Raw genomic sequence first — 16,968 nt, 5'->3', positions numbered from 1 at the left:
AACATGGACAAACAACCTGATATATGGGTCGAACTGCTCAATGGCCTGCAAAATTCGTGGCCGCAGATCTCCGGCTCTGCTTTGGCAATAGCCATTTGTTACGGTCGCCTGATTTATGACGGCGTAGAACGCAAGAACCGATGGGTTGAAGCGCTGCTCTGTGGTGCCTTGTCATGGAGTGCGTCCAGCGGGTTAGAGATATTCGGCATTCCGGGGAGTTTTGCCCCGGCAATCGGGGGGGCCATTGGATTTATGGGGGTTGAGAAAATACGGGGTATCGCTATCCGTGCTATCAACAAACGGATCGGGGGGCAGAATGAATAACTTTACCTTCAGCCAGCGCAGTGAAAATAACCTCAAGGGCGTCCATCCTGATTTGGTGGCGGTCGTTCGTCGTGCGCTGGCATTATCTCCGGTCGATTTCACCGTGATTGAAGGCCTCAGAACGCTTGAACGCCAAAAGCAACTGGTTGCTGAAAAGAAAAGCCGGACAATGAATTCCCGCCATTTGACAGGTCATGCGGTTGATCTGCTTCCGGTAGGGGCTGACTGGAATGATTATACCTGTTGGCTTCCGGTATTAAATGCCCTGCATCAAGCTGGTGGCGAGCTGGGAATAAAACTGCGGTTTGGCATGACCTGGACGAACAACCCCCATGATAAGCCGGCTAAATTTCTGGATGCGCCCCATATTGAGATACCGGTATGAAATTCAACAGTCAATACCTCACCCTAGGCGCTCTGATTATCGTCTCCGGCTTGCTTTGGCTCTCCCGTTCTCAGTATCAGAAAAAAGTCAAAGCCTATGACGGGCTGGAGACTCAGTACACGAATCAGCAGGCCATTACCGACAACGCTTTCCAATCCATCAGGATCATCAATGATATCTCACGAATTAATCGCGAAAGCCGGGATCGGTCAGCCGTGGATTCTGAGCAAACCAAAACGGCCATCAAAACGGTTGTTGTCAATAATAACTGCGCCAATCGCCTGGTGCCTGATGGGGCTGTTATCCGGTTGCAGCAACTCACGAACCGAATACGTGCCGGTGCCACCGATACCGATCCCGGCACATCTGCTCGCGGACTGTCGGTCTCCAGCCCTACCCGACACAATGACATGGAGTGACAGTCTGCTGCTGAATGTACAGTTACTGACGGTCATTGAGCAGTGCAATCTGGATAAACAGGCTATCCGACAAATCGAACAGACCAGACAGGTGCCCCATGAATAAGCCCCGATTACTGCGGGAACGGCTCACGGAAAAAATTAACTACCTGCGTGACAACCCCGAATATCTGCATGTGTTTGTTGAAGACGGCACCGTGCTGGCAACCATGGCGCCGTCACTGTCTTACGAATACGAGTACACACTGAACCTGATTATTGAAGGCTATCCGGGCGATCAGGATATCCTGATGGCGGTAGTCGGGCACTGGCTACGTGAGCACCAGCCCGATATCTTCGCCAATCCCGATAACCGCCGTAGCGGCTTTACCTTTGATATCAATATTCTTAATGACACCACCGCCGATATCAGTATTGATCTCAAGCTGACAGAACGGGTGCAGATCACCCAGCAAGGTGACGCCAGCACCGTGACCGCCCTCCCTGAACCCGAAAACCCGTTTGACCGGTGGTGACATGGAAAACAACGAACTGCAACCTCTGGACACGGCACTGGCCGCCCTGCTGACCCAACTTTCGCCCGCCAGTCGCAAGCAACTGGCCCGTGATATCGCCCGGGACTTACGCCAGAGTCAGATGCAGCGCATCCGCTCACAACGTAATCCCGACGGCAGCCGATTCACTCAGCGTAAGGCGAAGATCCTCACCGTACAGCGCGGGATGAAGTTTGTCTGGCGCGGGGAAACCCGTACCCTGAAAAACTGGCAGACCCGCAAAGGCAAAAACGGCCAGGTGATTACGGGCTATGATACCGAACGTAAAGCGGTTCGCAGCTTCTACAAAAACGATATCCAACGCATGCTGGAAGTCAAAACCGACCGCATCAACACCCGCAAGGCCAGTAAAAAGACCCGTATGTTTAAGAAGCTGGCGACGGCCCGCTACCTGCGACTGTCCGCCAATGACCGGGAAGCCGTGATCTTCTTCGCGCCGAAAGTGGCCGCCGTGGCCCGGGTACACCAGTTCGGCTTAAAGGAGCGGATGCGGGGTAAAAACATGACAGTCAAATACCCTGAGCGCCGGTTGCTGGGACTGACCCTGCAGGATATCCAGCATATCGAAGAACAAATTCTTTCCCACCTTACCCGCTGATGTGTGCCAGCGCGGACACAAACCCTATTATGTGCAGACAGAAATCTTTGGTGACATGTTGTGGGCATGAACACACAATTAACCGAACTCCTGCGCCGGCTGCGCAACCTGATCCGGATTGGCATCATCACCCAGGTGGATACCCCACGGGGACTGTGCCGGGTCAGAACAGGCAACCTTGAAACCGACTGGCTGCACTGGCTGACCGCCCGAGCGGGACACACCCGTACCTGGTGGGCGCCGAGTGTGGATGAGCAGGTATTATTGCTGTCCATCGGCGGCGACCTGACCACCGCGTTTGTCCTGCCGGCCATTTTTTCCGATGAATTCCCCGCCCCGTCGGCGTCTCCTGAAGCGGCGCACATTCGTTTTCCTGATGGCGCGGTGATGGAATATGAACCGCAATCCGGCGCATTGACCGTCACAGGCATTCAAACCGCCACCGTGACGGCCTCAGTCTCTGGCCATATTACCGCCCCGGAAATCACCTGTGTCGCCAGCACCCGGATCACGCTGGAGACACCGGAGGTCATCTGTACGCAGCTCATGAGCACAGGCAACCTGATCGTGCGCAACGGCGGCAAAATGACGGGCAATATTGAACACACCGGCGGCACATTCAGTTCCAACGGCGTGGTCGTGGATACCCATCAACACACGGGCGTCCGGTCAGGGGGTGACACATCAGGCGGCCCCGTCTGATGAGGTATCTCGGCATGAACCGACAAACCGGCGAGCGGCTGACCGATATCGCCCATATCCGCCAGTCGGTCAGTGACATTCTGCTGACCCCGGTCGGGAGCCGCCTTGCCCGCCGCCAATACGGTTCGCTGTTGTCTGAACTGATTGACGCGCCGCAAAATGCCGCCCTGCGCCTGCAACTGATGGCCGCCTGTTATACCGCTATCCGGCAATGGGAACCCCGTATTATTCTGACCGCCATCACCGTCAATCAGGGTATGGCCGGACAGACCACCGTTGATATTCACGGCTATTATCAGCCATCCCGCGATCCGATCACGTTTTCCGTCCCTGTGAGGTGAGACTATGCCAACCCTTGACTTAAGCCTGTTACCCCCGCCGGATGTCGTCGAACCGCTGGATTTTGAAACCCTGTTTGCCGAACGCAAAGCCCGGCTGATCTCCCTGACCCCATCGGCGCAGCGAGAGGCCCTCACCCGCACACTGGCGCTGGAATCGGAGCCTGTCACCAAGCTGTTACAGGAAAATGCCTACCGTGAATTACTTTTGCGCCAGCGCATCAATGAAGCGGCACGGGCGGCGATGGTCGCCTATGCCAAAGGCAGCGACTTAGACCAGCTCGGTGCCAATAACCATGTGCGACGTTTGGTCTTGCAGCCTGCCAACAATAACGCCGTGCCGCCTGTCCCTGCCGTGATGGAATCGGACGCGGATTTTCGGGTTCGTATTCCGCAGGCGTTTGAGGGCTTGAGTGTCGCGGGGCCAGTGGCCTCTTACGAATACTACGCACGCAGTGCTGACGGCCGGGTGGCCGATGCCTCGGTCATCAGTCCCGCACCGGCTTACGTCACGGTCAGCATCTTATCCCGTGACGGGAACGGGGCGGCCAGTGATGAACTGATCGCCGTCGTTAATGCCGCCCTGAATGATGAGGACGTGCGCCCCGTTGCCGATCGCCTGACCGTGCAGTCCGCCAGTATTGTTGATTATGAAATTGATGCCGTACTGTACCTCTACCCCACACCGGAGTATGAGCCGATATTGCAGGATGTACAGGCACGGCTGGCCCGTTACACAGCGGAACAGCACCGCATAGGGCGCGATATCGTGCGCAGTGCCATCTTTGCCGCCCTGCATGCCCCCGGCGTCCAGCGTGTTGACCTGAAAACACCGGCTACAGACATGGTGCTGGATAAAACCCAGGCCAGTTTTTGTACCCGTTCAGAGGTCATCATTGGGGGTTCTGATGAATAACCGCCTGTTGCCGGTCGGCTCTTCCCCGCTGGAAATTGCTGCCGCCGAAGCGCTCGCCAGTCTGGCCGATATTCCCGTCCCCCTTCGTGATCTGTGGCATCCGGATCGCTGTCCGGTGAAATTGTTACCCTATCTGGCGTGGGCATGGTCGGTTGACCGCTGGGATATGGACTGGCCGGAGCGTGTCAAACGGGAGTCGATTAACGCCGCGATGTTCGTCCATAAGCACAAGGGGACGATTGGCGCCATCCGCCGCGTGGTAGAGCCGTTCGGTTACTTAATCCGCGTGATTGAATGGTGGCAAAACCAAGACCCGCCCGGCACCTTCCGGCTGGATATCGGCGTGATGGACACCGGCATCACGGAGGCGACCTATTTTGAGCTGGAACGGCTGATTTTTGATGCCAAACCCGCTTCGCGCCATCTGATCGGCATGTCCATCCAGTTGGAAACCGGTGGCGCAGCCTATTGTGCCGCGGCCAGCTATGACGGCGATATCTTAACCGTTTATCCCTATGTTCCTGAATTAATCACTGTCACCGGCTCTGATGTCGTCGGTGTCGGTGTGCATGTTATTGATGAGATGAGGATTAAATCATGAGTATGAAATACTTTGCCCTGCTCACCCGACTGGGGGCGGACAAACTGGCGAACGCGGCCGCATTAGGCACAAAACTGGAAATTACCCAGATGGCGGTGGGGGATGGCGGCGGCAGTCTGCCCACACCCCATACGACACAAGCCCAACTCATTAACGAGCGTCGCCGCGCGGCGATTAATGTTCTGAGCATTGATCCTAAAAACACCCACCAGATTATTGCCGAGCAGGTGATACCAGAAAGCGAAGGCGGTTGGTGGATACGGGAAATCGGCCTGTTTGATAAGGACGGTATTTTGATTGCGGTCGGCAACTGCGCTGAAACTTACAAACCGCAATTGCAAGAAGGCTCAGGACGTACACAAACCCTTCGCATGGTGTTGATTGTCAGCAGTACGGATGCCGTGACGCTGAAAATTGATCCGGCTGTGGTGCTGGCCACCCGCGAGTATGTGGATTTACGGGTCACAAACTCCATTAAAGACCATGAGAACAGTCGCCGCCATCCCGACGCCACGCTTAAGGATAAAGGTTTTGTGATCTTAAGCAGTGCAGTAGACAGTCACAGTGAAACCCAGGCAGCAACTCCGAAAGCGGTTAAGGTGGCGTATGACCTGGCTAATGCCGCAAGGGATAATGCTAACGGCCGTGTGCCGGCGACACGCAAGGTCAACGGGAAGGCACTGTCTTCTGATATTTCGTTGGGTGCGGGGGACGTAGGGACGTATACCCCAGGGGAAATTGATTCCCGCGTCAATGAGGCTAAATCACTGGCGAATACCGCAACCCAAAATGCGGCTAATGCGAATAACAATGCTAATTCTCGTCTGGAGAAAAACCAGAACGGCGCAGACATCCCTGACCCAAAACGGTTTGTAGAAAACCTCGGTTTATCGGGAACGGTCGATCAGGCGGAAAATGCCTATCCGAAAACAGGCGGACAAATTACAGGGAAGGTTTATGCTGACGACGATATTGAAGCTAAAGGGTGGGTTGGCGGGACAACGCTGCATGATCGCCATAAAGATGGGCGATGGTCGCGAGCGTACAGCGAAGCATTTCCTCCTTCAGCGGCAGTGGTTGGTGCCTATTCGATTAAAGAAGCGAATGACCGTTATGCGCTGAAAAAATCCTCTGAAATGTTTTCGTGTGGGGGTGTCAATGTTGAGGCGACGCATGATTGGGCAGGCTTAAAATTAATAAATGTGACTGGTTATTACGTCCAGCTTTCTGCAACTCCACATGAAAATGCCGACATGTTGAGAATTCTGTACCGGGATAAATCAGATAAAACTCAGTATTACGCCAGCTTTCGCAAAAAATCAGGCACCGTTGCATTAGAAGAGACGCTGCTCGGTATTGGTCAGAACTGGACCGATGTGACATCCAGTCGCCGCAATAAAGCTACCTACACAAATCGCAACGATAAACCTATCGTTGTTTACATTGAATCAAACAGAACAGGCACGGGAAACCCATTCAGTATTGATATTACAGTGAATGGATTGCGGGTTGCGTACCGCTGGACAGATGTTGATGAGGTGGTGTCCCTGTCTGCAATCGTCCCTCCTGGGGCGACATATGGTGTCCAGGGGGGCTGGGCGCGCCCGTTTGAATGGGTGGTAATCAATACGTGGATGGAACTGAGGTAATTATGAAATATTTCAAATCAACAGATAATCAGGTTTATGCGTATGAATCAGATACCCCAGACGACTGGATATCGCCCGGTTTGGTGCCCATTACAGAGGCTGAGGTTGACGAAATAACTAATCCACCGCCCACACCAGAGCAGTTACAGCAAAATGCAGAGTATGAGAAACGATATTTGCTGAGGGCGGCCAAAGAGAAAATTGATATCTGTCAGGACGCCGTTGATTTGGATATCGCCACCGATGCCGAGAAATCCGCACTAACCGCATGGCGTAAATACCGGGTGCTGCTTAATCGGGTGGATTGCACTACCGCACCCGATATTAAATGGCCGGAGCAGCCGAAATGAAAACAGGGGCTACGTGCCCCTGATTGTTACTCTGGCAATTTAGGCCAGTCAATATCGGGGGCTGTTGAGATATCGAGACGATAAAGTGCCAGCCGATACCGTTTCCAGGCGGAGAGGTCGGCTTTTTCTCTGGCCGTCGCGATAAGCAAATCAGCCGCATCCTGAAGAGAGGCAATATTTTCTCTGGCCTGTACTATCAAACCTTGTCTTTTATACTCAGCCTGTCGGCGTAATACTTCGGGTGTTAGCCCCTGGCGAATAATTTTCCCCTCTTTATATTGCCATGTATGGTCATTGCGAAAACCCTCAGGCACCTCGTTTTTGTCAATCTCAGAAACCGACAATCCCTCAGGGAAAAGTCCACTGACATCATAGTGGGCTGTGCGGATCACGCCTTGACTGTCGTAAGCAACTTTGAATGTATCCGTGGCAAATAATTTTTGGGCTTCATACCAATCCTTGCCGTCCTCGGAAATGAGATAAATAGCACTGACCGGGGGATTTTCAGGTTGATAGCGTTTGAAATTTTTTAAGGTAATCATGCGTATTCCATTTTTTATTCATTGAGGTATCGCGTATCCGCGGTGATAAAGACGCCGCCGCTTGATATCGCCAATGCAGGGTACTCAACCCCCGCACATATTTTAACTGTTCTGCTTTGTCTGACCGTGCCTACAAAGCACCGCCTAAATCAGACGGCTTCCGTGCCGACACGCAAAACCCTTGTATCCGCCGGCATTCTGACCCAGCCGATTTGTACCAGCCCCCACACAACCCCAACCCACTGCATTTTATTGTCACAACCACCACCATAACGAAATTACCCTTACCGGAGCTTTTCGCTATGGCCCAAGATTATCATCATGGCGTGCGCGTGCAGGAAATCAACGCAGGCACCCGCACCATTACCACCGTCAGCACCGCCATTGTCGGATTAGTCTGCACGGCGGATGATGCCGACCCCAACCTCTTTCCCTTAAACACCCCGGTTTTATTGACCGATGTCCTGACCGCCAGTGGCAAGGCCGGCAAAACCGGCACCCTGTCCCCGGCTCTGCGTGCCATTGCTGACCAGGCCAAACCTGTCACCGTGGTGGTGCGGGTCGCGCAGGGTGAAACCGAGGCGGAAACCACCTCCAATCTTATTGGTGGCGTCACCGACGAAGGCAAGAAAACCGGGATGCAGGCCCTGTTGGCCGCCCAAGGCCAGCTCGGTGTCAAACCGCGTATTCTGGGGGTGCCCGGTCACGACACCCAACCCGTCGCGACTGCTCTGGCAGGCATCGCCCAGAAGCTGCGGGCGATGGCCTATGTCAGCGCCTATGGCTGCCAGACGATTAGTGATGCCATCAAGTACCGCAGCAACTTTAACCAGCGTGAAATCATGCTGATATGGCCGGATTTCTTAAGCTGGGATACGGTTGCCAACAGTAAAAGCGTGGCGTATGTGACCGCCCGGGCGCTGGGGCTGCGTGCCAAAATTGACGAGGAAACCGGCTGGCATAAAACCCTGTCTAACGTCGGCGTCAATGGCGTGACCGGCATTTCAGCCGATGTCTTCTGGGACTTACAGGATGTCGCCACCGATGCCAACCTGCTCAACCAGAACGACGTCACCACCCTGATCCGCAAGGACGGCTTCCGCTTCTGGGGCTCCCGTACCTGCTCCGATGATCCGCTGTTTCAGTTTGAAAGCTACACCCGCACGGCGCAGGTGCTGGCCGACACGATGGCCGATGCGCATATGTGGGCGATTGACAAGCCGCTGACCCCCTCACTGGTGCGCGACATTATCGAAGGCATCAACGCCAAGCTGCGCGAACTGAAATCCAACGGCTACCTGATTGACGGCCAGTGCTGGTATGACGAGAGCGTCAACGACAAGAACACCCTGAAAGCGGGCAAGCTGACCCTTGATTATGACTACACGCCGATCCCGCCACTGGAAAACCTGATGCTGCGCCAGCGCATTACCGACCAGTACCTGATGAACTTCGCCAACAGCATCAACAGCTAAGGGGCAACTTATGGCACTCCCTCGCAAACTGAAATACCTGAACCTGTTCAACGACGGCAACAACTACATCGGTGTCGTGGAAGAAATAACCCTGCCCAAACTGAGCCGCAAGCTCGAAGCCTATCGCGGCGGCGGCATGAACGGCGCAGCCAATGTCGATTTGGGGCTGGATGATGGCGCACTGGATGCCGAATTTACCCTCGGCGGGGTGGAAGCCCAGCTTTACAAGCAATGGGGCATTGAGAAAGTCGATGGCGTCGCACTGCGCTTCAATGGCTCCTTTCAGCGTGACGACACCGGCGACGTGATTGCCGTTGAAGTGGCGCTGCGCGGGCGCTTCTCGGAATTTGACCACGGCAGCTACAAGCAGGGTGACAACACCCAGACCAAGGTCAGCGCCAAGAACACCTACTACAAACTGACCTGGGACGGGGAAGTGATGATCGAAATCGACACCGTTAACATGGTGGAAATCGTCGGCGGCGTTGACCGTCTTGAAGCCCATCGCCGGGCTATCGGCCTGTAACCTCACTGATTTTTAACCCAAGGACATTATTATGACTGAACAAACCCCACTCACCCCGCCAGAGCAAGCCACTGTCACACTGGAAGAACCGATTGCCCGGGGTGGTGCCACTATCACTGACATTATCGTGCGTAAGCCCAACAGCGGCGCCCTGCGCGGTGTCCGCCTGCAAGCCCTGATGGAAATGGATGTCGATTCCGTGATGCTGGTGTTGCCTCGTATCACCGCGCCGGCCCTGACCAAAAATGACTTATTGCTGATGGCGCCGGGCGACCTGATTAACCTCAGTATCGAGGTGGTCAATTTTTTGTTGCCGAAGTCGGTGAAATCCGATTTCCAGACGCCATAACTGTTGACGACCTGGTGGCGGACATCGCCACTATCTTTCACTGGTCGCCCGCCGTGACCGCCGACATGAGCCTGCCCGATTTGCTGGAATGGCGTTACCGGGCCATGAAACGCAGTGGGGCCGAGAATGAGTGACCGAAATTTACGCCTGCAAGTCATCCTGAGCGCGGTCGATAAACTGACCCGCCCGTTCAAGGGGGCGCAGGCCGCCAATAAACGGCTGGCGGAGACCCTTCGCCAGTCACGCCAGCAACTGCGCGATCTGAACCAGCAGGCTGGCCGCATTGAGGGCTTTCGCAAAGCCAAGCGCCAACTGACTGAAACCCAGCAAGCCTATCGCAGCGCCACCGAACGGGTGGCCGCACTGAGCCGCGCCCTTAATGCCAGTTCAGCCCCGACCCAAGCCCAGATCCGGCAGCTTCAACAAGCCAAAAATGCCGCCAAACAGCTTAAGGATAAAACCCAATCCTTAAACCAGTCCCTGCAACGCCAGCGTGATGCCCTCCATGCCAGTGGGATTTCGACTAACCAACTGGGGCAGGCACAACGCCGGATCAATGCCGATATCAGCCGCACGACCAGCACACTCCAGCAACAAGGGCAGCAACTGGAACGCCTGAGACAACAGGAACAACGGCTGGCGGCTGCCCGATCCCGCTACCAGAAACTGAAAGATGTGCGCAACCAGATGGCGGCAACCGGTGCGGCGGCTACAGCGGCAGGCGTCGGGGCGCTCTACAGTGCCAAGCGGGTGATGATGCCGGGCTATGATTTTGAAGTCGGTATGTCCAAAGTACAGGCTCTTACCCGACTGGATAAAAATTCCCCCGAACTCAAGCAACTGCGCGAACAGTCGCGCCACTTGGGCGCTACAACGGCCTTCACTGCCAATCAAGTGGCGCAGGGACAAAGTTTTTATGCGATGGCCGGCTTTAAACCCGACCAGATACGCGCCGCTATGCCTGGTACGCTGTCGATGTCTTTAGCCGGTGATACCGATCTGGCCACCACGGCCGATATTGGTTCGAATATCCTGACCGGCTTTAAGCTGAAATCCGAAGAAATGGGGCGTGTCAGTGATGTCTTGGTGGGAGCGTTCACCCGCTCTAACACCAACCTGATGATGCTGGGCGACACCATGAAGTACGTCGCGCCGGTGGCGGCGGGCTTGGGTGTCGATATTGAAACCGCTGCGGCGGCTACCGGTAAACTGGGTGATGCCGGTATTCAAGGGAGTATGGCGGGCACATCCCTAAGATCCATTCTGGGACGGTTGGCCGAACCGCCTGCGGCTGCCGCCAAGGCACTGGCTAAACTGAGCGTTCAGACCAAGGATGCCAAAGGCAACCTGCGCGGTCTGCCCGATATCCTGACTGAACTGAACGCCAAAACCGCCAAAATGGGGAACGCCCAGCGGGCGGGTATCTTCAAGGCCATTGCGGGTGAAGAAGCCTTTTCCGCCCTGTCAGTATTGTCTGATCAAGCGGGTTCCGGCGAATTGCAAAAACTCATTAAGGAACTCAAGAACGCGCAAGGCGAAGCCAAGAAAGTCGCTGATACCATGACAGATAATCTCGATGGGGATTTAAAAGGCTTGTCATCGGCATGGGAAGATCTCGGCATTCAAATCTTTGGCAGTGTGGACAGCCCCTTGCGCGGGATCACCCAGCGTATCACCAAAATTATCAGCAAAACGGGTGAATGGATGAAAGCCAATCCCGAACTGACCAAAACCTTAACGATGGTTGGTATTGGATTGGGCGTTATCTTAACCGTCTTTGGGGCGATTACACTAGCACTGGCTGCCCTGCTGGGGCCGTTGCTTATTGTGAAACTGGGTTTCACGATGCTAGGTATTAAGGGAGCCGGATCAATGGGACGATTGCGAAAAGCGACGTCCGCACTTGGTAAGGGTTTTGAATGGCTGAGCAAGAAAAGCGGGAGATTACGTAAAGCCGCTTCCTTTCTTAGTAAAGGGTTTAAGGGGTTGGCTAAAAAAGGGGTCGGTGCATTAAAGCTATTGGGCAGTGCTTTTAAAATACTGGCCGGTGTGATACGTGGGGCGACCACCCTCATGATGGCAAACCCGATTCTGGCGATTCTCGGCATGATTGCACTGGCTGCCTGGCTGATTTACGACAACTGGGAAACACTGGGGCCGTGGTTTAAAAAACTGTGGGACGATATTTCCACCTACGTTTCCACCGCATGGGAAAGCATCAAACAAAAAATCCTGACCCGCTGGGAAGAAATTAAACTCAGCATCTCCACCAAATGGGATGACATCAGACAGTACATTTCGACGAAATGGAATGAGATTGTTGAAGACACCAAGAAGCTGCCGGAACGGTTTAAACAATTTGGCACGGAAATCATCGAAAAACTGATTGCCGGCATTAAGGCAAAATGGAAAGAATTAAAGAAAAACGTGTCTGAGCTGGGTACACAAATCAAAGACGCCGTGACCCCCGACTTTATGAAAGAGCAAAGCCAAAAGCCCGACGTTAAAAAAGCCCTGGATTCTTACCGTGAGTTGTCACGCCCTCATGCAAACCCCTTTGCCGCCTTTTCGGGTGCCCATGACACCGGGGGTTATATTCCGGCGGGGAAATTTGGCCTTGTCGGTGAGTATGGCCCTGAACTGATTAACGGGCCTGCCCGTGTCACCAGCCGCCGCCAAACGGCGGCACTGGCAGCGATGGCGGCACTATCAATGGGGGCGGCGGCTTCGGTCAATGCCAATGCGCCGCTGCATCCGCACAGCCTGCCGGCCGCCGAATACCAACATTCCTCCGTATCAGTCACCAACCAAATTCAGGGCAAGCATCATTCTGCCTATGAAATTCATATCCATGCCACGCCGGCGCAGTCGGCACAGGATATCGCGCGGGCTGTCGCACTCGAACTGGATCGCCGTGAACAACAACAGCGCGCCCGCGTCCGCAGTACATTTTCCGACAGAGAGGATTATTAATCATGATGGCCGCACTCGGTTTATTCGTCTTTATGCTGAAAACTACGCCCTACCAGAGTTTGCAACATCAGCAGTCATGGCGCTTTGGATTCAACAATCGGGTTGGCGCCCGCCCGGCGTTCCAGTTTATGGGGCCGAACAATGACACCCTCACCCTGTCCGGCACGTTGTACCCGGAAATTTCCGGCGGCCGCCTGTCACTGCTGGCACTGGAGCTGATGGCCGACAGCGGCAAGGCCTGGTCATTTCTGGATGGCAGCGGCGCGATTTACGGCATGTTTATCATTGAGAGTATCGACCAGACCAAGAGTGAATTTTTTGCCGACGGCGCCGCCCGCAGGATTGACTTTACCGTCACCCTGCGCCGCGTGGATGAAAATCTGGGTGAGATGTTCGGCGATCTGCACAGTCAACTGTCTGACCTGACAACGAACGTGGCCAACAAACTCAAGGGATTATTCTGATGCCGAAGATGCCCAAAATAGACTGGCTCACGGGCAGCACCAACATCCCCGTCTATGTGCTCAGTGCCGATGATAAAAATATCAATGCCCTTATCCAGAACCGGTTGATTTCGCTGAATCTGGCCGACAACCGCGGCTTTGAGGCTGACCAGCTCGATATTGAGCTGGACGACAGCGACGGGCAGTTATCCCTGCCCCGTCGGGGGATAGAGCTGTCTTTGCATCTGGGCTGGCAGGGTGAGCCGCTGATCCACAAAGGTAAGTTTATCGTGGATGAAATCGAATACAGTGGTGCACCGGATAAAATAACGATCCGCGCCCGCAGCGCTGACTTCCGGGCAACACTCAATATCAGCCGCGAAGAGTCCTATCACCAGAAAACGGTCAGTGACATTGTGCGCACCCTGGCTCAACGTAACAACCTGCAACCGGAGATAGACAAAACGCTGGCTGAGATTAACCTCAGCCATATTGACCAGACCAACGAATCCGACGGCAGTTTCTTAACCCGGCTGGCAAAACAGGAAGGCGCCATTGCCACGGTCAAGAACGGCTGTCTGCTGTTTATCCGGCAAGGGCAAAACAAAGCGGCCAGCGGTCAAGCCCTGCCTGCGGTCATCCTTACCCGCCAGTCGGGGGACGGCTATCGCTTTTCGCTGGCTGATCGCGGGGCTTACACCGGGGTTTCGGCCAGTTGGCTGAACACCCGTGAACCGAAGAAAAAAGAAAATGTCACCGTCAAGCGCAGGCGACGCAAGCCCAGCAAGGCCAATCCGCAGAAAAAAGACGAAAAAAAAGGGGATTATCTGATTGGCAGTGAGGGGAATGTCCTGGTACTGAAACATACCTACGCCAACAAAACCAACGCCGAGCGGGCGGCTAAGGCCGAGTGGGAGAAAATCCAGCGCGGGGTCGCTTCGTTTTCTATTCAACTGGCAAAAGGACGGCCGGAACTGTTTCCTGAAATGAAAGTGCAGGTCAACGGCTTCAAGCCCCAGATTGACGCGGCAGACTGGACGCTGGTCACCGTCACCCATACCTTGAATGACAGCGGCCTGATCTCATCCTTAGAGCTGGAAGTGAAAATTTCTGATGCTGACATGAGCGCCTGATTTGCTATAATCGCGCCATTGCCTAACAGAGCTGGCAGTCCTTTTAAATAAGGCACTCATATTATGATGAAATGCCCCCTGTGCTATCATGTTGCCCACACCCGCAGCAGTTTTGAACACACGCCGCAAACCAAAGAACGTTACAACCAGTGCCAGAATATTAATTGTGGCGCGACGTTCGTCAGCCATGAAACCTTTGTCCGGTACGTCACCAAACCGACCCTGATTGAAGCCGCTCCCCCTCATCCTGCCAGTGGCCAACAAACGGTCATGTCTTTTTGATTGTTAATTTAAAGTAAAGCCCCAGTTAGCCTTGGGGCAAATAACCCCTATTCATTGATTAGCTCAATAATTTCCCCTGTTTTTATATCTACCTTTGCGGTAAGAGAGTCTTTTACTATTGCCCCGTAGGCATTTGTTCCTTTAAAGGTAGTTTGCACTATAGCGTAAGGTGGTTGTTTATTAAGGGCTAATCGGTAGGTTGTTTCAACATGCTTATAGCTTGAATCATCATTCATGGTGTTTTTAATTATTTTTTCTAATGGTCTGTAAGAACTATCCCAGCCGCTAAAGTTTGAAACAAAGGTATCAAGGTTGATTCGGTCATTAAGTGCGTTTGGATCTTTTTTGAAATCGACATAGCACCACCCAAGTATCTCACTTAGTTTTAAATCGGTAGATTTTGTATAAGACATCTGGCTTAAGCAGTTGTAGAAAACATCGGTGTAAGATTTATCTACTTTCTTGTAAGAGATGAAATTTGCAACAATCTCTTTTCGGTCTTTCTGTGGTTTATTTCTGTAGTCTTTTAGGTGCTCATCAGCATACTTGAAAGCTTGGGGGGAGGCCTGACTCTCAATTTTGTCGCTTATTTTTTCTGGTGCTTCATTTGTGGTAGATGGTTCTTTCTTATCATCCCCACTGACAAAATAATATATAGACACACAAATTATGACTAGGGCAGCGAAGCCTAGTAAGGACTCTAGATTTGTTATGCCCGGATTTTTCACCCCGCAATGAGGGCACTTTTTTTCTTTCTTGGAAACTTCTTTCTTACATTCTCTGCATTTCACTAACTTCATAGAATAACTTCCTTCTACTTTCGTTTTGTTATCATTACCAATGGAATTAACTTATTTAATAAACATGGACAAATATTACAGATGATATCCATTGGTCAAGGATGGCACCGTATAGATGTGAAACCTGTCTGATAGTTTGATAAATAAGAAGCCCCTCGAAATTCGAAGGGCTTTTTAGATGTCGATGTGGTCATGGTGTGGACACTTTTACTTATAAATCCTTTTATTACAATGTGTTGAATTTTAAAAACGAACACCATCCCTGTCCTGATGGGTATCGTAGAGCTTCGAATCGGCTTTCACCCGGTGTTTTTTCAGCAGACTGTTTAAAATCGCTGGCACGTTTTGCTGATGATAAATCCGGCTGTCTGTAGCGCGGCGGCCAATTCCGCACTAATAGGCGATATATTCTGCACTCATTAACACCGAGTTTATAGCCCTATAATGCACAGTGCAGAATGAAACGCTTAGTATTAAAAGCGACCGTTTATCGATTGTATTTCGCTCTTTTCGTCCTGCATTCCCATAAATAAGTATTTTGAGTATTAATTGAACTAAAAAAGTGCTGATTTCTTGCCTACTTTCACTACTAGTTATCCACTTTTATTACGCTTGTCATGTAACTAGTTGATTTACACAAAACCTCCCCAAAATGTATCTTCATTCCTACAATCCTGTTCGATTTCACAAAAAATCAGGGGCTGTATCATACCTCGGTCTTTTCAATATAAGAGGTAAAAAAACATGAGTGATTTAGTCGCAAAAGAAGGTTCTTATGCATGGGCAATACTGCAACTACAAGCGGGTAAATGCGTGAGGAGAAAAAATTGGGGGGGTAAGTATGCTTTCTTGATACGTAACCCAGGACTCACTAATCAAACAGTCAAAGAAGGTGATTATTGGGCACATGCCGGTGTCGAAGTGGGTACCCGCTTTAACTATCTGTCTGGCATAGAACATCATGCATCATCAGGTAATGTCATCTCTTGGGTTGCCTTACCGAATGATTTAGATGGTAATGACTGGGAAGTGCTTACCCGTGTATCAGAGCCTTCCGATATGGCTAGTTATTGGGCGCGTATGTCAGTAACGCCATCTGAAATTATTCCCGGAAAAAAATGGGGAGATAATAACGCGAGAACGGGTATTGTCTCTTACCCAAGTTATGGCCTTGACGGTATTTACTGGACTATTGACGATAAGATCAATGATGGTGTGTTAAGCCTGCGTTTTAGCTTCCGCGAAGCTCGATATGAAGATGAGTTACAGAAAGCGACCAGTAAAAAGCTGACAATAACAGTTAATGGTGTTGCCTATCATCTTGGGCATTACTCTGCATTGCCCGAATTTTATGAACCTCATTATAGAGGTGATGAAGCGAAGAAAATTGGTGAATTGCTGATGCAAAAAAATCGTCAGCTTGAAGTTGAAGCCAAGTGGTACAATTATTAATATTAAGTTCCCATTTCCCCCTAACTTTTGTTAGGGGGAACATTCTTATCGTTTTCATTCTCTGAGTGATAATTTCGGCTGCTCCGGCCATGCGATATCGGGTGCAGTAGTGCAATCTACCCGGTTAAGCAGCACACAGTATTTTTTCCACTCCGTA

At 52.3% G+C, this 16,968-nt stretch carries 24 protein-coding genes; 21 read left to right on the top strand and 3 right to left on the bottom strand.

What is annotated here, in order from left to right:
* Nucleotides 1–3: 3 nt before the first annotated feature.
* The 12 genes from PSI22_RS16635 to PSI22_RS16585 all read left to right on the top strand — a co-directional run bounded on the left by PSI22_RS16635 (nt 4) and on the right by PSI22_RS16585 (nt 6,836).
* Entirely contained in the window at nt 4–324 is a 321-nt protein-coding gene (locus tag PSI22_RS16635) for a phage holin, lambda family (RefSeq protein WP_273580717.1), read from the top strand.
* The gene (locus tag PSI22_RS16630) at nt 317–709 is read left to right on the top strand and encodes a M15 family metallopeptidase (protein WP_273580716.1); all 393 of its coding nucleotides are present in this window, start codon (nt 317–319) and stop codon (nt 707–709) included. The genes PSI22_RS16635 and PSI22_RS16630 overlap by 8 nt, the downstream gene beginning before the upstream one ends.
* A complete protein-coding gene (locus PSI22_RS16625; protein WP_273580715.1) occupies nt 706–1,128 on the top strand; it encodes a hypothetical protein in 423 nt (140 codons plus the stop codon). Before PSI22_RS16630 ends, PSI22_RS16625 begins: the two co-directional genes overlap by 4 nt.
* Nucleotides 1,043–1,234 (top strand): Rz1-like lysis system protein LysC, encoded by a 192-nt coding sequence (gene lysC, locus PSI22_RS21635; protein WP_442316499.1) that lies wholly within the window; start codon nt 1,043–1,045, stop codon nt 1,232–1,234. The genes PSI22_RS16625 and lysC overlap by 86 nt, the downstream gene beginning before the upstream one ends.
* The gene (locus tag PSI22_RS16620; protein ID WP_273580714.1) at nt 1,227–1,643 is read left to right on the top strand and encodes a phage tail protein; all 417 of its coding nucleotides are present in this window, start codon (nt 1,227–1,229) and stop codon (nt 1,641–1,643) included. The genes lysC and PSI22_RS16620 overlap by 8 nt, the downstream gene beginning before the upstream one ends.
* A gap of 1 nt (nt 1,644) precedes the next feature.
* On the top strand, nt 1,645–2,280 hold the full coding sequence (locus PSI22_RS16615; RefSeq protein ID WP_273580713.1) for a phage virion morphogenesis protein: 636 nt from the start codon (nt 1,645–1,647) through the stop codon (nt 2,278–2,280).
* Nucleotides 2,281–2,346: 66 nt separating this feature from the next.
* Nucleotides 2,347–2,982 (top strand): phage baseplate assembly protein V, encoded by a 636-nt coding sequence (locus PSI22_RS16610; RefSeq protein ID WP_258087222.1) that lies wholly within the window; start codon nt 2,347–2,349, stop codon nt 2,980–2,982.
* Entirely contained in the window at nt 2,982–3,323 is a 342-nt protein-coding gene (locus PSI22_RS16605) for a GPW/gp25 family protein (RefSeq protein ID WP_273580712.1), read from the top strand. The genes PSI22_RS16610 and PSI22_RS16605 overlap by 1 nt, the downstream gene beginning before the upstream one ends.
* 4 nt (nt 3,324–3,327) lie before the next feature.
* Nucleotides 3,328–4,236 (top strand): baseplate J/gp47 family protein, encoded by a 909-nt coding sequence (locus PSI22_RS16600; RefSeq protein ID WP_273580711.1) that lies wholly within the window; start codon nt 3,328–3,330, stop codon nt 4,234–4,236.
* On the top strand, nt 4,229–4,837 hold the full coding sequence (locus PSI22_RS16595; RefSeq protein ID WP_273580710.1) for a phage tail protein I: 609 nt from the start codon (nt 4,229–4,231) through the stop codon (nt 4,835–4,837). Before PSI22_RS16600 ends, PSI22_RS16595 begins: the two co-directional genes overlap by 8 nt.
* Nucleotides 4,834–6,486: a phage tail protein gene (locus tag PSI22_RS21410; RefSeq protein WP_306310618.1), complete on the top strand. Its 1,653-nt coding sequence runs from the start codon at nt 4,834–4,836 to the stop codon at nt 6,484–6,486. The genes PSI22_RS16595 and PSI22_RS21410 overlap by 4 nt, the downstream gene beginning before the upstream one ends.
* Before the next feature lie 2 nt (nt 6,487–6,488).
* Nucleotides 6,489–6,836, top strand: a complete 348-nt coding sequence (locus tag PSI22_RS16585; protein WP_273580709.1) for a tail fiber assembly protein — start codon at nt 6,489–6,491, stop codon at nt 6,834–6,836.
* A gap of 26 nt (nt 6,837–6,862) precedes the next feature.
* Here PSI22_RS16585 and PSI22_RS16580 read toward each other — a convergent pair whose 3' ends face one another.
* Entirely contained in the window at nt 6,863–7,378 is a 516-nt protein-coding gene (locus tag PSI22_RS16580; protein ID WP_273580708.1) for a tail fiber assembly protein, read from the bottom strand.
* A gap of 302 nt (nt 7,379–7,680) precedes the next feature.
* Between PSI22_RS16580 and PSI22_RS16575 the strand changes: the two genes are divergently transcribed.
* The 8 genes from PSI22_RS16575 (at nt 7,681) to PSI22_RS16540 (ending at nt 14,559) form a co-directional block, all read left to right on the top strand.
* Nucleotides 7,681–8,853 (top strand): phage tail sheath protein, encoded by a 1,173-nt coding sequence (locus tag PSI22_RS16575; protein ID WP_273580707.1) that lies wholly within the window; start codon nt 7,681–7,683, stop codon nt 8,851–8,853.
* Between the two features lie 10 nt (nt 8,854–8,863).
* Nucleotides 8,864–9,379 (top strand): phage major tail tube protein, encoded by a 516-nt coding sequence (locus PSI22_RS16570; protein WP_038185011.1) that lies wholly within the window; start codon nt 8,864–8,866, stop codon nt 9,377–9,379.
* Between the two features lie 31 nt (nt 9,380–9,410).
* A complete protein-coding gene (locus tag PSI22_RS16565; protein WP_273580706.1) occupies nt 9,411–9,728 on the top strand; it encodes a phage tail assembly protein in 318 nt (105 codons plus the stop codon).
* A gap of 14 nt (nt 9,729–9,742) precedes the next feature.
* Nucleotides 9,743–9,862, top strand: a complete 120-nt coding sequence (locus tag PSI22_RS16560; protein ID WP_051870631.1) for a GpE family phage tail protein — start codon at nt 9,743–9,745, stop codon at nt 9,860–9,862.
* Nucleotides 9,855–12,701: a phage tail tape measure protein gene (locus PSI22_RS16555; protein WP_273580705.1), complete on the top strand. Its 2,847-nt coding sequence runs from the start codon at nt 9,855–9,857 to the stop codon at nt 12,699–12,701. Before PSI22_RS16560 ends, PSI22_RS16555 begins: the two co-directional genes overlap by 8 nt.
* A gap of 2 nt (nt 12,702–12,703) precedes the next feature.
* Entirely contained in the window at nt 12,704–13,165 is a 462-nt protein-coding gene (locus PSI22_RS16550; RefSeq protein WP_038193908.1) for a phage tail protein, read from the top strand.
* Nucleotides 13,166–13,173: 8 nt separating this feature from the next.
* Nucleotides 13,174–14,277 (top strand): phage late control D family protein, encoded by a 1,104-nt coding sequence (locus PSI22_RS16545; protein WP_273580739.1) that lies wholly within the window; start codon nt 13,174–13,176, stop codon nt 14,275–14,277.
* A gap of 63 nt (nt 14,278–14,340) precedes the next feature.
* Nucleotides 14,341–14,559 carry an ogr/Delta-like zinc finger family protein gene (locus PSI22_RS16540; RefSeq protein ID WP_038193906.1) on the top strand — a complete coding sequence of 73 codons (219 nt, stop codon included), beginning with the start codon at nt 14,341–14,343 and terminating at the stop codon, nt 14,557–14,559.
* A 47-nt stretch (nt 14,560–14,606) separates the two neighbouring features.
* Here PSI22_RS16540 and PSI22_RS16535 read toward each other — a convergent pair whose 3' ends face one another.
* A complete protein-coding gene (locus tag PSI22_RS16535) occupies nt 14,607–15,359 on the bottom strand; it encodes a hypothetical protein (RefSeq protein ID WP_273580704.1) in 753 nt (250 codons plus the stop codon).
* Nucleotides 15,360–16,103: 744 nt separating this feature from the next.
* Between PSI22_RS16535 and PSI22_RS16530 the strand changes: the two genes are divergently transcribed.
* Nucleotides 16,104–16,811 carry a Thoeris anti-defense Tad2 family protein gene (locus tag PSI22_RS16530; protein ID WP_273580703.1) on the top strand — a complete coding sequence of 236 codons (708 nt, stop codon included), beginning with the start codon at nt 16,104–16,106 and terminating at the stop codon, nt 16,809–16,811.
* A 54-nt stretch (nt 16,812–16,865) separates the two neighbouring features.
* On the opposite strand, the gene PSI22_RS16525 is transcribed toward PSI22_RS16530, so the two are convergent.
* A partial coding sequence (locus PSI22_RS16525) for a tail fiber assembly protein (protein ID WP_273580738.1) occupies nt 16,866–16,968 on the bottom strand: 103 nt, incomplete at its 5' end.

This window comes from Xenorhabdus aichiensis (assembly GCF_028598775.1).
GTDB lineage: Bacteria > Pseudomonadota > Gammaproteobacteria > Enterobacterales > Enterobacteriaceae > Xenorhabdus > Xenorhabdus bovienii.
The sequence above is the reverse complement of the archived record's forward strand: the minus strand, read 5'-3'. Positions and strand labels throughout refer to the sequence as shown.

Bases quoted from the DNA above. Each gene is read 5' to 3' on its own strand.
- PSI22_RS16635 (WP_273580717.1), top strand. From the start codon at position 4: ATGGACAAACAACCTGATATATGGGTCGAACTGCTCAATGGCCTGCAA.
- PSI22_RS16630 (WP_273580716.1), top strand. From the start codon at position 317: ATGAATAACTTTACCTTCAGCCAGCGCAGTGAAAATAACCTCAAGGGC.
- PSI22_RS16625 (WP_273580715.1), top strand. From the start codon at position 706: ATGAAATTCAACAGTCAATACCTCACCCTAGGCGCTCTGATTATCGTC.
- PSI22_RS16620 (WP_273580714.1), top strand. From the start codon at position 1,227: ATGAATAAGCCCCGATTACTGCGGGAACGGCTCACGGAAAAAATTAAC.
- PSI22_RS16615 (WP_273580713.1), top strand. From the start codon at position 1,645: ATGGAAAACAACGAACTGCAACCTCTGGACACGGCACTGGCCGCCCTG.
- PSI22_RS16610 (WP_258087222.1), top strand. From the start codon at position 2,347: ATGAACACACAATTAACCGAACTCCTGCGCCGGCTGCGCAACCTGATC.
- PSI22_RS16605 (WP_273580712.1), top strand. From the start codon at position 2,982: ATGAGGTATCTCGGCATGAACCGACAAACCGGCGAGCGGCTGACCGAT.
- PSI22_RS16600 (WP_273580711.1), top strand. From the start codon at position 3,328: ATGCCAACCCTTGACTTAAGCCTGTTACCCCCGCCGGATGTCGTCGAA.
- PSI22_RS16595 (WP_273580710.1), top strand. From the start codon at position 4,229: ATGAATAACCGCCTGTTGCCGGTCGGCTCTTCCCCGCTGGAAATTGCT.
- PSI22_RS21410 (WP_306310618.1), top strand. From the start codon at position 4,834: ATGAGTATGAAATACTTTGCCCTGCTCACCCGACTGGGGGCGGACAAA.
- PSI22_RS16585 (WP_273580709.1), top strand. From the start codon at position 6,489: ATGAAATATTTCAAATCAACAGATAATCAGGTTTATGCGTATGAATCA.
- PSI22_RS16580 (WP_273580708.1), bottom strand. From the start codon at position 7,378: ATGATTACCTTAAAAAATTTCAAACGCTATCAACCTGAAAATCCCCCG.
- PSI22_RS16575 (WP_273580707.1), top strand. From the start codon at position 7,681: ATGGCCCAAGATTATCATCATGGCGTGCGCGTGCAGGAAATCAACGCA.
- PSI22_RS16570 (WP_038185011.1), top strand. From the start codon at position 8,864: ATGGCACTCCCTCGCAAACTGAAATACCTGAACCTGTTCAACGACGGC.
- PSI22_RS16565 (WP_273580706.1), top strand. From the start codon at position 9,411: ATGACTGAACAAACCCCACTCACCCCGCCAGAGCAAGCCACTGTCACA.
- PSI22_RS16555 (WP_273580705.1), top strand. From the start codon at position 9,855: ATGAGTGACCGAAATTTACGCCTGCAAGTCATCCTGAGCGCGGTCGAT.
- PSI22_RS16550 (WP_038193908.1), top strand. From the start codon at position 12,704: ATGATGGCCGCACTCGGTTTATTCGTCTTTATGCTGAAAACTACGCCC.
- PSI22_RS16545 (WP_273580739.1), top strand. From the start codon at position 13,174: ATGCCCAAAATAGACTGGCTCACGGGCAGCACCAACATCCCCGTCTAT.
- PSI22_RS16540 (WP_038193906.1), top strand. From the start codon at position 14,341: ATGATGAAATGCCCCCTGTGCTATCATGTTGCCCACACCCGCAGCAGT.
- PSI22_RS16535 (WP_273580704.1), bottom strand. From the start codon at position 15,359: ATGAAGTTAGTGAAATGCAGAGAATGTAAGAAAGAAGTTTCCAAGAAA.
- PSI22_RS16530 (WP_273580703.1), top strand. From the start codon at position 16,104: ATGAGTGATTTAGTCGCAAAAGAAGGTTCTTATGCATGGGCAATACTG.